The sequence below is a fragment of the Phyllobacterium sp. 628 genome (assembly GCF_014189505.1).
GTDB lineage: Bacteria > Pseudomonadota > Alphaproteobacteria > Rhizobiales > Rhizobiaceae > Phyllobacterium.
In genome coordinates, this window is record NZ_CP050302.1 from 141,531 (window position 1) to 155,296 (window position 13,766).

Annotated in this window: 10 protein-coding genes; 2 read left to right on the plus strand and 8 right to left on the minus strand. The window is 53.4% G+C overall.

What is annotated here, in order from left to right; translation table 11 throughout:
- Positions 1 to 47 precede the first annotated feature (47 nt).
- Positions 48 to 1,037 (plus strand): AraC family transcriptional regulator, encoded by a 990-nt coding sequence (locus HB779_RS21240; protein WP_188346327.1) that lies wholly within the window; start codon positions 48 to 50, stop codon positions 1,035 to 1,037.
- Between the two features lie 59 nt (positions 1,038 to 1,096).
- Complete coding sequence (locus HB779_RS21245) at positions 1,097 to 2,296, plus strand: MFS transporter (protein WP_188346328.1); 1,200 nt, start codon at positions 1,097 to 1,099, stop codon at positions 2,294 to 2,296.
- 147 nt (positions 2,297 to 2,443) lie between these two features.
- Here HB779_RS21245 and HB779_RS21250 read toward each other — a convergent pair whose 3' ends face one another.
- The 8 genes from HB779_RS21250 to HB779_RS21285 form a co-directional block, all read right to left on the minus strand.
- Positions 2,444 to 4,693: a phosphocholine-specific phospholipase C gene (locus HB779_RS21250; protein WP_188346329.1), complete on the minus strand. Its 2,250-nt coding sequence runs from the start codon at positions 4,691 to 4,693 to the stop codon at positions 2,444 to 2,446.
- 587 nt (positions 4,694 to 5,280) lie between these two features.
- Complete coding sequence (locus HB779_RS21255) at positions 5,281 to 7,263, minus strand: MacB family efflux pump subunit (RefSeq protein ID WP_188346330.1); 1,983 nt, start codon at positions 7,261 to 7,263, stop codon at positions 5,281 to 5,283.
- A gap of 1 nt (position 7,264) precedes the next feature.
- Positions 7,265 to 8,497: an efflux RND transporter periplasmic adaptor subunit gene (locus HB779_RS21260; protein WP_188346331.1), complete on the minus strand. Its 1,233-nt coding sequence runs from the start codon at positions 8,495 to 8,497 to the stop codon at positions 7,265 to 7,267.
- Between the two features lie 44 nt (positions 8,498 to 8,541).
- Positions 8,542 to 10,008, minus strand: coding sequence for an efflux transporter outer membrane subunit (locus HB779_RS21265; protein WP_188346332.1), 1,467 nt, complete (start codon positions 10,006 to 10,008; stop codon positions 8,542 to 8,544).
- A gap of 269 nt (positions 10,009 to 10,277) precedes the next feature.
- Entirely contained in the window at positions 10,278 to 11,015 is a 738-nt protein-coding gene (locus HB779_RS21270) for an amino acid ABC transporter ATP-binding protein (RefSeq protein ID WP_188346333.1), read from the minus strand.
- 20 nt (positions 11,016 to 11,035) lie between these two features.
- The gene (locus HB779_RS21275; protein WP_188346334.1) at positions 11,036 to 11,728 is read right to left on the minus strand and encodes an amino acid ABC transporter permease; all 693 of its coding nucleotides are present in this window, start codon (positions 11,726 to 11,728) and stop codon (positions 11,036 to 11,038) included.
- Positions 11,728 to 12,462, minus strand: a complete 735-nt coding sequence (locus HB779_RS21280) for an amino acid ABC transporter permease (RefSeq protein WP_188346335.1) — start codon at positions 12,460 to 12,462, stop codon at positions 11,728 to 11,730. Before HB779_RS21280 ends, HB779_RS21275 begins: the two co-directional genes overlap by 1 nt.
- A gap of 196 nt (positions 12,463 to 12,658) precedes the next feature.
- Complete coding sequence (locus HB779_RS21285) at positions 12,659 to 13,561, minus strand: transporter substrate-binding domain-containing protein (protein WP_188346336.1); 903 nt, start codon at positions 13,559 to 13,561, stop codon at positions 12,659 to 12,661.
- Positions 13,562 to 13,766: the final 205 nt, after the last annotated feature.

The window sequence follows — 13,766 nt, forward strand, 5'->3', positions numbered from 1 at the left end:
AGCGGGCCCCACTTGCCTGCCGGACGCTCAGCATATATATTGAGCAAATGCCTGACCATTCGTCCAGACCGTCTTCACCGTCCCATATCCCGATGGATGCACTAAGCGAAGTCCTGCAAGACTTTCGCTTGAGTGGTGTCAACTATGGCCGCTGCGAACTGCGACATCCGTGGAGCATCGCCTTTCCGCAACAATCGTTGCTTCGTTTTCACTTTGTCAGTCAGGGTCCATGCTGGATCCACACTGAAGCGCAAGGCTGGGAGGAAATGCGCGATGGCGATCTGGTGCTGCTGCCACAAGGCATCGCCCACCGGCTAGCCAGTGCGCCGGACGTTGTGGGCGACTCGCTCAAGGGTTGTCAGGTGACCAAGTTGGGGAGCAATGTCAGTGAAGTGGTACGGGAAGGAACGGGCGCGACAAGCACCCTGTTCTGCGGTTCCATGTCCCTGGGTGCCTGTGCGCTCAACCCCTTGATCACTTTGATGCCGCCAATCATCAAGGGTTGCGACGTGGCCGGCAATGACCCGATTGTCGGTCCCTTGCTTGCAGCCATGACGATTGAGGCCGCTCAACCGCAGATGGGTAGCGCAACCATCTTATCACGTATGGCGGACTTGCTCACAGCGCGGCTTATTCGTTGCTGGGTCAACTGCACCGGAGCCTCGACAACTGGTTGGCTCGCAGCCATCCGCGATCCTCATATCGGCCGCGTTCTGGCAGCCATGCACCGCGATCCCGGCCACAACTGGACCCTCGAAAGCCTTGCCAGTTTGGCGGGTCAGTCCCGCTCGATTTTTGCGGAGCGCTTCAGCGCTGTTTTAGGAGAAGGCGCAGCCCGCTATCTCGCTCGTCTGCGTATGCAGCTTGCCCGCGAGTTGTTAGGCCAAAGCGGCATGTCGGTTGCCGAGGTCGCTACCCGTTTAGGCTACGAATCCGAGGCGTCGTTCGCACGTGCGTTCAAGCGTATCACCAGCGTACCGCCAGGCGTTGTGCGCCGCACAATTTCCGGACGAATGGACATGGATTTCGGATTATAAGACACATATCATCCGAGACGACTCGTCTATAAAGATCTCCAAACCTTGGAGATACTTCTATGACTGACACGACATTACAGCTTGAAGACGCGGCAATGGACCTTGAGCCAACCGCATGGAGCGCGGCCACCTGGTTCGCGGTCCTTTCCATGGCAGCCACCAGCTTTGCTCTGGTGTCGGCCGAGTTCCTGCCGGCAGGCCTGTTGACACCAATGGCGCGCGATCTCGGCATCAGTGAGGGAACGGCCGGACAGGTCGTCACTGCGACCGCTTCTGTGGGGGCCGTCACGGCCTTGTTGAGCAATGTTCTCATCGGCCGATTGAACCGCAAAACTGTGCTGGTGGGTCTCAGCGCCCTGGCGATCGGCTCCAATATTCTTGCGGCACTGGCCACCGATTTCTGGCTGTTGTTGTTAGGCCGGGCTGGGCTCGGCATCGCCCTCAGCGCATTCTGGGCACTTTCAGTTGCCGTTGTAGCAAGGCTGGTTGGCGCCAATGCGACAGGCCGGGGCATGGCTATCGTTACCCTTGGCGTCTCGCTCGCCACCATTGCCGCACCGTCACTGGGTGCAGTGATCAGCGATTGGATAGGTTGGCGCAGCGCCATGGCCATGACAGCAGGGCTGGCCGCGCTTGCGATGGTACTGCAGTTTCTCAGCCTGCCAACCTTGCCTGCGACCACAAGCAACAGTCTTGCCGATGTCTTTCGGCTAGCCCGGCGGCGCGGCGTTCAGCTCGGGATGCTTGCTATCCTTTTGCTGATGACAGGGCATTTTGCTGGCTCAGTCTATGTGCGCCCTTTCCTTGAACACATTACGCTCCTTACAACAGGGCCAATTGCCCTGGCACTGCTCGGGTTTGGCATCGCTGCTGTAATTGGTAATATTGCCGGTGGCCGCATGGCCGACGCCGATATCCGCATGGCCCTTGCGGCTACTGCCACTTTAATGGCGTTTGCGGCGCTCGCTTTGGTACTTTGGGGCGTGCATATCGGTGTTGCTTTCGGCTTCGTTACGCTGTGGGGCCTTGCCTTCGGCATGGCACCGGTGGTGTTGCCGACAAATCTGTCCCGCGCGGCACCTGACGCGCTGGAAGCGGCTGGCAGCCTGATGGTTGTCTCTTTCCAGGTCGCCATTACTATCGGCGCGGTTGCCGGTGGCTATGTCGTGGATACGTATGGCGCCACGGGTCCCTTGACCCTTACGGCTATCCTTGCCGCATCGACAATCGCTCTGGCGCTGCTGCAGCCCCGCAGCTGATCTTTGTTCCCGCTGAGCGGCACGTGAAGCAACCAGACATCTTCACCAAGTTGCAGAGCTACAGATGCGGCGAGACCTCGCCGCATCTGTAAAGTGGGGGTTAGTGTCATATGTGCGACGCCCCACAACATTCTTTGTGCTGCAACATTAAGCCATTGCTGCCGGCTGATAAACGCGGCTTTCCTCGTCGTAAATCAACCCGATGGCCGGGTCGGTTTTACTGATCTTGCCGTTCTCGAGATGACCGGCATAGCGGCGCAGATAGGTCGAATCGTTCACCGCATCGGCAAAGGACACGTCGTACCAGCCGTCCTTGGTCGGAACATCGATGCTGAGGTCGCCGGCATTGACCGTCTTTTCGTCACCGGTATAGGCGTTGACCATTTTCAGCTTGCCGTTGGCTGTGGGCCACTTGCCAAAAGCAAAGCGGACAGTCTGGCCATCCGAAACCGATTTCACGTCAATAATGTCTGCCAGCGCCATCTGGGTTCCGCTACCGGTAGTTCCCCGCAGCTGATTCAAATAACCATTGGGTGCATGAACCACGTAATGATAAGCGCCATTGGTGCCGTCTATATCCAAACTATCCGCCAGAAGCATAGGCGCCTCGACACTGCCGCCGCCCGCGACACTGTAAAGCCGTGGTTTGTCCTGTGTGCCCTCATAGGAATAGACATAGAATGCCACGCCCAGCTTGCTGGCATTGCTGAAGGAGAAGTTGAGTTTTTTCACACCCTTCACGGTAATGAAATTCGTCAGAACCTTAAAATCATAGGCCAGAGGCAACAAATCGCAACGCGTCTTATCCTGTTTGCTGGCCACGGGATTTTTTATTTCGGGATCGGCATTAACGGTGTTGATATCAGGACGAAGTCCCGGCGCGTTATTCGCCTTGGTTTTGTCGTCACCGTTGAAAACTTTGACCGGCTTTGTGGCGTCGATTAGATTGCCCACGTTCTTTGGTATCTGCCGGTCGAAATCGAATGCGCTGGTCAGATCACCGCTCATGGCTTGCCGCCATGACGAGATATTTTCGAAGGCCGGGGTGCCTTCCGGCTGCACCTTGCGGGCAATCAGCCATCTGTCGAGAAAACGGATGACGGAGGTGTGATCAAAAACTTCTGAACAGACCCGCCCGCCGACCGTCCAAGGGGAGATGACGAGCATGGGAACGCGGACCCCCATCCCCAGAGGCGTGCTGTCCGCACTATTTTCCGAGTTCGCATCAAACTTTAACGTGGGCGGCGTCAGTGTAATATCAGGTGTCACCAACCCCTCTGCTGCACTCAAAGGCGGCACGGGAGGCGGCATATGATCAAAAAATCCGCCATTTTCATCATAGGTAATGAACAAAGCTGTTTTGCTCCAAACGTCCTTGTCGGCGATGAGAGCCCGCAAAATCTCATTCAAATAATATTCGCCAAAGTGCGGCGGCCATTTGGGGTGCTCGGTAAAGGCTTCGGGTGCAACGATCCATGAAATGGCCGGGAGCTTACCGGCGACCACATCCTTTTCCAGTTGCGATGGCTCGTTTGCGTCGGTCCGCAACACCGAGTTCACGCTCTGGTTCTTTGCGTAGATCGAAGTCGTCTTGTCCTTGTATTGTTTAAAATATTCCAGCGTGTTGTCGCCATAATTACCGGCGAAAGCATCGGCAAACGTCCAGTGCAAGCCATCCTGGTAGAATTTCCAGTCAACGCCGAACTCTTCCAGTTTCTCGGGGTACGACTTCCATTTGGGATCACCCACGCCCCAACTGAAGAAAGTATTGCTCGTCTCGCCGTGGGAGGTGCCTGTCCAAAGATAACTGCGGTTCGGGTCGGTCGGGCCATTCAGCGAACAATGGTAGGCATCGCAAATCGTGAAAGCTTTGGCGAGTTTGAAATAGAGTGGAATATCGTCTTCCACATAATGCGCCATGGTGACGATATCCTTTTCAGGAATCCACCTATCCATAAGGCCGCTGTTCCAGGCGCGCAGACCATCGGTATAATTGTGTGCGGGATCCTGCAAGAAGACATTTCCTGAATCTTTCTCCTCCGCATTTGCACCCTTGGGCAAACGGTAGGGTCCTATCCTCTGGGCAGTCTTGTCAGCTTGCGCCTGTGACCAGACCGGATTGCCGTCTTTCAGTTTGAGCGGGCGTGGATCGCCAAAACCCCTGACACCGCGAAGCGTGCCAAAATAATGATCGAAAGACCGGTTTTCCTGCATCAGGATAACCACGTGCTCAATATCTTTGAGCGATCCCTTCTGGCAAGGTACGGAAGCAGTCAGCATGTCGTTCACGACATTCGACTCCGCCAGTGCTTCCTGCATGTAGCTCGAACAGGCTGCATAAGCGGCGGCATTAACCCCGGCTATGCCCAGCATCTTGATAAAATCGCGTCTATCCATGATTGATGTCCTGAAATGAATGGAAATTATGAGACGTTGAATTGTTCGGCTTTGTATAAAATGGCCATGGATATCCGGACCGAGCAGTACTGAAGCCGGGAGACAATGTCTGCTTATTCGCAAATATCCGCCGGTGATGTCCCCTTGCCGGGAACTACGCTTTCCGGCTTTCCTGCAGGGGTAATCTGCACTGTCTGGGGTTGTTCAGGCGCCTTGCTTATGGCAGGCGCCGTATCGTCGCTTACGTCAAACAGTGATTTTGAAGTATCAGCGGATGAGGATTTATTTGAGTTATTGCAACCACTCATGAGTATAATTGCAGATAATGACAATAATATTCTCAACATTTCCAATCTCCAAAGATATAATCAGATACATTTCATATTTTAAGCAAAAATAATCAATCACATAACCAAAAGTTATATGAAGTATAAATAATATTCATACTACAATGCGGAATATAGGCACAAAAATCCGCTTAAGATTCAATTTGTATTTGATATTTACATGACACTAGCACGTAACACTTATATGACACTTTAGCCAAAATCGACAACCCTGATGCGGTTCGAAAGGATCGCTTTCATCTAATCACGGACAAGGCATGCCACCGGGTCAAGATTCGATGCTTTACGTGCCGGAAGAAAACCGAAAGAAATACCGATGACACTTGAGCACACAAGAGCGGCAATGATCGAAGCCGGGGAATAAGCCAGCTCGAACGGCGTGTTGAACTGGCGGAACAGCCAGCCAAACCCCAAAGCGACGGCAATTCCTACCATGCCGCCAATCAGACAGACAAGAACGGCTTCAATCAGGAACTGTTGCAGAATATCACTGCGCCTTGCGCCGACAGCCATGCGAACACCGATTTCATTGATACGTTCTGTGACCGAAACCAGCATGATGTTCATCACGCCTATGCCGCCGACAACAAGGGAAATGAATGCAATGGACGCGACAAGAAGACTAAGAGCCTGCGTGGTTTTTGTAATCGTTTTTCGAATTTGGTCGGCATTGTAAATGCCGAAATCTTTCTCGCCATGGCGCTGGCTCAGAAATGCCGTGACGCCTGTCTCCGCCATTTCCATGGGAGTGTCGTCCTGAACCCGCACAGTAATGCTGCGAAGAGAGTAGGTCCCGGTTATGCGTGTCTGTATCGTTGTATAGGGCAGATAGAAAGATAAGCGTTGCTCACTTGCATCAAAGCCCCGCCGGTCAGACTCGATAATTCCAATGATCCTCACTGGAACATTTTTCAGGATGACCACCTGACCGATGACACTTCCCTGCCAGCCGGCAAACAATGTCTTACGTGTACTTTCGTCAATCACCGCATCAAGGGCATTGTCGAGAACGCTTTGCTCATCAAAGAACCGGCCCTCAAGAAGCTTGCTGCCAAGCGTGAGAAAATACTGGTCACTCACACCCATGAGCGTCGCATTGGCTTCCATGTGTCCAAAACGCGCCGTTGACATAGTCAATACAGCGGGTGTCGCTGCTACAATATAGGGCAATTTGGCAAGTTCATGTGCGTCGGCAGTCGTCAGCGTCGTTACGCGGCCGGAATCAAGGTCGCCAGCACCGCGCCCGGGATATATTTCCAAAGTATTGGTGCCAAGATCACTGATTTGTTTGAGAATATGTTCGCTTGAGCCTTTTCCGAGCGCGACAACACATACCACAGATGCAATTCCAATAATGATGCCGAGCATCGTCAGAAAGGTACGCAAACCGTGTGTGCTCAGGGAACGCAAGGCCATAAGAAGCGCTTCGTTAAACCGGTCGGCGAAAGACCGCCAGCCTGCCATGCCGCGTTGCTTTATCATTTGCACGCCCGATCCGTTGGCCCTGTCTTGTACAGAGGAAACACCAACTGCGGTATTATCTTTGTCAGAAATGATTACGCCGTCGCTGATCTCGATAATGCGCTCGGCGCGCGCAGCGACGTTGTGATCATGGGTAACAATGATAATGGTTTTGCCGTCACCGTGCAGCTCCTCGAGAATTTTGAGAACCTCCTCGCCGCTATGTTTATCCAGGGCACCGGTTGGCTCATCGGCCAAAATAATATCGGCATCGTTGATGAGTGCACGGGCGATGGATACGCGCTGCTGCTGTCCGCCGGACAATTGACCGGGTCTGTAATTCAGCTTGTCTGACAGACCCAGACGGCCAAGAATGCCGGAGGCAATTTCCTGCCGGTTCTCCCGGTTCTGTCCCGCATAAATTGCCGGTATTTCGACGTTGCCGACGGCGGACAATTCGTTGAGCAGATGATAACGCTGAAAGATAAAGCCGAAATGCTCACGCCGCAATTGCGCAAGTTCATCGGAATCCAGATCGGACGTTTCCCGCCCGGAAATGCGGTATTTGCCTTCTGACGGACGATCCAGACAGCCTAGAATATTCATCAGTGTCGATTTGCCGGAACCGGAGGCGCCAACAATCGCCACCATCTCGCCTTTTGAAATGGTCAGGTTGATGTCTTCCAGCACCGTCGTGAATCCGTCGCCCGAGGGATAATGGCGGTAAAGATGTTCAAGGGAGATCAAGGGCTGCGTGTTCATATCAGGCACCCTTAGCCCCGTCAGGACCGCTTGCCCCGGATGCAGGCATGGAGTTGTCGCCGGTGGCGACGGCCTCTCCCTCCGTCAGGCCGGACTGGATTTCGACGAATATTTTATCGTTCAGGCCGGTTGCCACCTCTCGCTGGCTGATCGAGCCGTCTTTTGCCACAACGCGGACCATTTCCTTTCCCGGATTGGCGGAAGGGGAAAGTGCAGCAGAAGGTATGATCAACTTGTCTTTGGCACTGCCGAGAACGATGTGAATTTCGGCAGTCATATAGGTTTTGAGAAAGCCATCGGCATTGTCAATATTGAATATGCCTTTGTAATAGATCGCCGATGAGGTGCTGGTGCCGCTTCCTCCAGTCGAATTACCGTTGCCGAAGCTCTTGTCGCTGACAATCGTTTGCGGTGCTGGTTCGACAGTTTCAAGCTTGGCCGTATACCGCTTTTTACTTTGGCCCGGAATCGTAAAATAAAGGTCCTGACCTTCTTTGACATTGATGATATCGGCTTCGGAAATATCCGCCTCAACGGTCATAGTCTCGAGCTGACCTATGATCGCAATCGTGGGTGCCGACTGCACCGCATTGACGGTTTGACCTTCCCGAACCACCGTTGCAAGCAGGGTTCCGTCAATGGGTGCGCGTATCTGGGTATACCCAAGATTGGCTTCGGCCGTTTCGGCTGCAATTTTCGCTACGACAATCTCGGCGTCACTCAACGCGATTTGCGCCTCTGCGGATTTTACGGCGCTGACGGCTTTATCATAATCCGCCCTGGATATGGCATTCTGGGAAATCATGCGGTCCTGGCGGGTCATATCCTGCTGTGCAAGCTGTAACCTCGCAACTTTCTCAGCACGGTTTGCCTGATTGCGTACAAGTTCGGCTTGAGCTTTTCGCAGATCGTTCTTTTGCGTCGTTGAATCGATTTCGGCAATCAGATCATCTTTTTTGACCTTTTGCCCCACTGCAAATTTAAGCGACAGGACCCGGCCCGAAGCCTGCGCACCGACTGCAACCAGATGTGCCGGTTTCAAAACTCCTGTCGCCAGAACAGTGGACTCAATATCGCCTTTGCGAACGCTATAGGTCATCAGCGCCGGAGGCACAGTCCTGAAATGACTGGCGGAAAAATAGAAAATAACGGCAACACACGCTGCAAGGAAACCAAAGCGGATCAGCCATTTCTTTCTGGCAGAACCGCGTGGTTTTTTTATAGTACTGTTCATCAAAGCCTCATTGCTCAGCGGATTTCCGCTGAAAATTTTTATCGTCAAAATGAATTTTTGGGGTTTTCTGCAACAAGATGCGGCCCGGTATAGCCATCCTGAATAACAGGTGAACCAGAATTGATCACACCGTCCCAACCACCCCCAAGTGCTTTTTGTAAATTGATATAGTCCTGTAACAGGCCGATCCTGCTTTGAATCAAACTCTGTTCCGATCCATACAGCGACCGCTCCGCCGTCAGCAGATCCAGAAAGCTCGTTGAACCACCCTGATACAGTGTACGGGAGAGGTCCGTTGCTTTTCTGAATGACCGGACGGCACTTTGCAGTTTCACATATTTCGTCCGGTGCTGGTTCAGTGCAACGCTGGCATTTTCGACTTCTTCCAGCGCAGCCAGAATGGCCTTGCGATAGCTGATGAAAGACTGGTCGCGCGCTGCCTTGGCGCCCTCAACTGCTGCATTCAGCTGCCCCCCTCTAAAGATCGGCACGGTGAGGCTTGGCCCGAAGCCCCAGCTGATTGTCGATCCCTTGCCCAGATCACCGATTTGGTTTCCAGCCATACTGATATTGCCGGTCAGACTGACACTTGGATAAAGCGCTGCCTCGCTGCGGCCGACAAGCGCTGTGGAACGCGCAAAATTGCGCTCCGCGACGCGCAGGTCTGGACGGTTCAGCAACAGATCGGCCGGTACGCCTGTGGTTACAACACCAGGAACCGCAGGAATCGGCTTTGGCTGTTGCAAAATCTGGGTAAGTCCTGCGGGCTCCAGACCTGCCAATACGGACAAGCGATGCAGATTCTGCGCATACGATGTGTTGAGATCCGAAAGACCGGCTTCCGTGAGGCTCGTTTGCCCTTCGGCATTGGCAAGGTCTGCCGCGGATATATCACCGGCGTTAAAGCGCTCCCGTGTAAGGGCTGCGGTTTTGCGTTGGGATGCGACGGTCCGCACCGTCAGAGCTATGTTCGCCTGCACTCCGCGCAGTTGCACATAATTGCTGGTGATATCGCCGATGAGCGTGACCAGAACGGCATGCATATTTTCTTCTTCGGCATCAAGGCCGTAGCGCGCGGCTTCGATCGAACGTCTGTTGGCGCCAAACAAATCAAGTTCCCAACTGGTATTGAAACCGAGGTTCAGAGCCGTATTTTCACCGCCGCCCAAACCTTTTGCGCGCGTTGCACTGCCGGTGCCATCGACTGAAGGAAGAAACGCACCGCCGGTCTGCTTGTAGGACGCACGCACCTCGCGAATTCTTGCTTTGGCCAGAGCCACATCATTGTTGTTGCGCACGGCCTGTTCAACGAGATTGTCCAGCACCGGATCATTGAAACGCTTCCACCACTGCGCCAATTGCGCCGGCTTGACCGGGGTAGATTTCTGGCCGCTCCAGACTGAAGACAGGTTCATCGCAGGCGTTTTGTAGTCGGGCCCTACCTCAATACAGCCAGTCAGTCCGAAAAATAACGCGCAAGGAATTGCCACTCGGCAAAATGGGAAAGTCATTAAATAAAATGTCCATAAAAATTCAAAAATTATCGTCAGACGGGCATTAAAATCCTGCTCGTTGCGCGTAGTTAATTAATCTTAAATATGGCTTTTAAAAGAGCAGAACGAATAGAGTCGATCAGATAGTGTCAGGTAAGTCTATAGGACAAAGCTTGCCGGATACGGCCTTTTAGCGGCCGCAGCGGTGACGCAATTTCCACTGATTAAGAGCCCTCATGCGTTGAAGTGAGCAATAGCTCCATTCATGGACGGAGCTTACACCATCCTCAATACTGCAAAATCTTATTCAGAAATTCACGCGTGCGTGGCTGGCGTTGCTCGATATTGCCGAAGAACTCGTCCTTGGTTGTATCCTCAAGGATTTTCCCGCCGACGTCCATGAAGATGACACGGTTCGAAACCTTGCGGGCAAAGCCCATTTCGTGCGTCACCACCATCATGGTCATGCCCTCAGAAGCGAGTCCGACCATAACATCGAGCACTTCGCCTACCATCTCCGGATCGAGAGCCGATGTCGGCTCGTCGAAAAGCATGATGATTGGATCCATCGACAGGGCGCGCGCAATGGCGACACGCTGCTGCTGGCCGCCCGACAGCTGTCCAGGGAACTTGTGCTGGTGCTCGATGAGGCCCACGCGCTCCAACATCTGCAGTCCGCGCTTCTTGGCTTCGTCTCTCTTGCGGCCGAGCACCTTTACCTGGGCAATCGTAAGATTGTCCGCCACCGACAGATGCGGGAACAGCTCAAAATGCTGGAAGACCATGCCAACGCGGCTGCGCATCTTCGGCAGGTTTGTCGTCCGGTCATGGACAGCGATGCCGTCAACCCAGATTTCGCCTTTCTGGATAGGCTCCAGCGCATTGATGGTCTTGATCAGGGTGGATTTACCTGAACCGGACGGCCCGCAAACGACGACGACTTCCCCCTTGTTGATCTTGACGGAGCAGTCGTTGAGGACCTGAGTCGCGCCATACCATTTGGAAACGCTCTTCATTTCGATCATTGTGATTGATGTCCTTCAGTTCAGCGCACGATGCGGATTTTTTGGTTCAGGCTCTTTACGAGCATGGAGAGGGTAAACGAGATCGCAAAATATACCACAGCGGCAAGAAGATAGGTTTCGATCCGCCTGCCGAATGTATTGCCCATGATCTCGAACCCTTTGAGAATGTCATAGGCGCCGATGGCATAGACCAGTGATGTATCCTGAAAGAGCACGATCGTCTGAGTCAGAAAGACCGGCAGCATGTTGCGGATCGCCTGAGGCAGGATGATATAGCGCATATTCTGCCCATAGGTCATGCCAAGAGCCTGTCCCGCATTCGTTTGCCCGCGTGGCAGGGATTGAATGCCGGCACGCACGATCTCACTGAAGAATGCGGCTTCAAAGATGATGAAGGTAATCAGGGCACAAATTTCAGCCCGGTATTTTTGACCGGTTTCACCCGGAAACAGATCGTAAAAGCCTGAGGGAACGAGCAGGAAAAACCACAGGAGCACCATCACAAGCGGTACACTGCGAAATATATTGACATACCAGGTCGCCACATATTCCAACGGCTTGATGTTGGACAGGCGCATCAGCGCAATGACTGTTCCCAGAGCGATGCCGCCGATCGTGGCGGCGATCGTGAGCGAGATGCTGAAATAGAGGCCGCTGATCAGATAATTGCTGATGTTGGCCCAGGTATAGAACGAAAAATCAAGCGTAGACATCAATGCGCCCCCTGTGCCTGGGGCGTCAGGCCCGGTATACGCGTCCGCCGCTCAAGGAAGGACATGACCTGATTAACGATGAGCGCGGTCAACGCATACAGCAACGTGGCTGCCAGATAGACTTCGATCCCGCGCGAGGTCTCTTCCTGCGTCTGCATGGCGAAGCTGATCAGTTCTGGAATCGACACCGCAAAGGCTACCGACGAGTTCTTGACGATGTTCATCGCTTCGCTCGTCAGCGGGGGAATGATGATGCGGAAAGTCTGCGGCAGTATCACGTAGCGATAGGTCTGGAACTGGGTGAAGCCGACGGCGAGGCCCGCATTGCGCTGGCCGGCCGGCAGAGCCAGAATTCCCGCACGTATCTGTTCGGCAATGCGGGCTGAGGTGAAGAAACCCAGTGCGCAGCAGGCAAGAACAAAGCCGGGCAAGCTCTTCATACCCGGGACCAGTTCTGAAATCACGAAGAACCAGATAAAGAGCTGAACGAGAATGGGGATGTTGCGAAACAGCTCGACCCATGTCGCTGCGAACATAGAGATAATTCTATGTCCGGAAATCGTGCGCAACGTGCCGATGAGGATGCCGAATACCAGGGCGATGACGAGGGAGGTAGCTGCCACCGCAACCGTATATCCCCAGGCAGACAGCATCCATTGAAAGTAGGTGACACCGTCGCCTCTATCCTCCCAAAGAAACTGCCAGCGATCCCACACGTTCTGCCAATATGTCATTATTTCTCGCCCACATATGCAACTGGCCAGCCCGAATGAAGCGGCGGCAGCGACCAGATGTTTCCCTCAACAGTACCTACGATCAAGCCGTTTGGCGTGTCATCAAAGGATGACCCTTTTAAACCACTCTGGACGCGATATCCACCGGGGTTACCGCGTCCAGATTATCCAGACTCAGGTTTTTGACAATCCGGTCTTATTGACCCGGCTGCTTGTATTCCTCAGTCGGCTTATCGTTTGGATTAGCCCAGGCATCCTTGGTTGCTTCCGAAGCAGGCATGTTCAGCGAAACATTGTTCGGCGGAATCGGCTGCATGAACCACTTGTCATAGAGCTTGGCAATGGTGCCTGCCTTGATCTGCTCCACAATGCTTTCGTCGACCGCCTTCTTGAATTCGGGATCGTCCTTGCGGATCATGATGGCAATAGGCTCGACTGACAGGACTTCCGGCAAAATCTTGAAATCTGCCGGCTTCTGTGCCCGGGCAATATTGGCGGCCAGGATCGACACGTCCATCACGAAAGCATCAGCGCGGCCGCTCTGCAGAAGCAGAAAGCTGTCGGCGTGATCTTTGCCGTAAACTTCATTGAAGGTGATGTCTTTGCCGCGTTTGTTTTTGCGCAAAGTCTGCACCGACGTGGTACCGGTCGTGGTTGCTACGTTCTTTCCGGCAAGGTCCTCCAGCTTGCTGATGTTCGAGTCCGCCCGAACGGCAATTTTCACTTCCTCGACATAGACTGTATCAGCAAATGCAACGTCTTTTGCCCGCGCAGTATTATTTGTTGTAGATCCGCATTCGAGATCTACCGTGCCGTTCTGAACCAGTGGCACACGATTCTGTGATGTGACCGGTTGATAGCGGATTTCCAGTTTTTCCACGCCAAGTTTCTTCTTGATGTCGGCGATAATATTCTGGCAGACGTCGTAGTGATAACCGGTGTAAACGCCATTGCCGAGCGTATAAGCCAACCCGGACGACTCTCTTACACCTTGCGTGATGCTGCCCGTGGACTTGATCTTGTCCAGAGTTCCTTCAGCATGCGCCGCTGACCCAAGCGCAACACATGCCAGTGCTGCAGCGATCAGAATTTTTTTCATTTTATCCTCCAATTCGAACGCGGCGACTATGGCCGCATTCACTCCATTTGAAAAGCGCTGACGCTCATGTTTTACAGGCACGAGCAGCTTATCTGTGGAGGATCACCGGCATGGAGGGACCTCGGCGGCCCAGATACAATGCATGAGTGAAGATATCAAAAGTTGCTCTTTTTCCGATACTGCCGTCTGCACAATGTCGCCAATT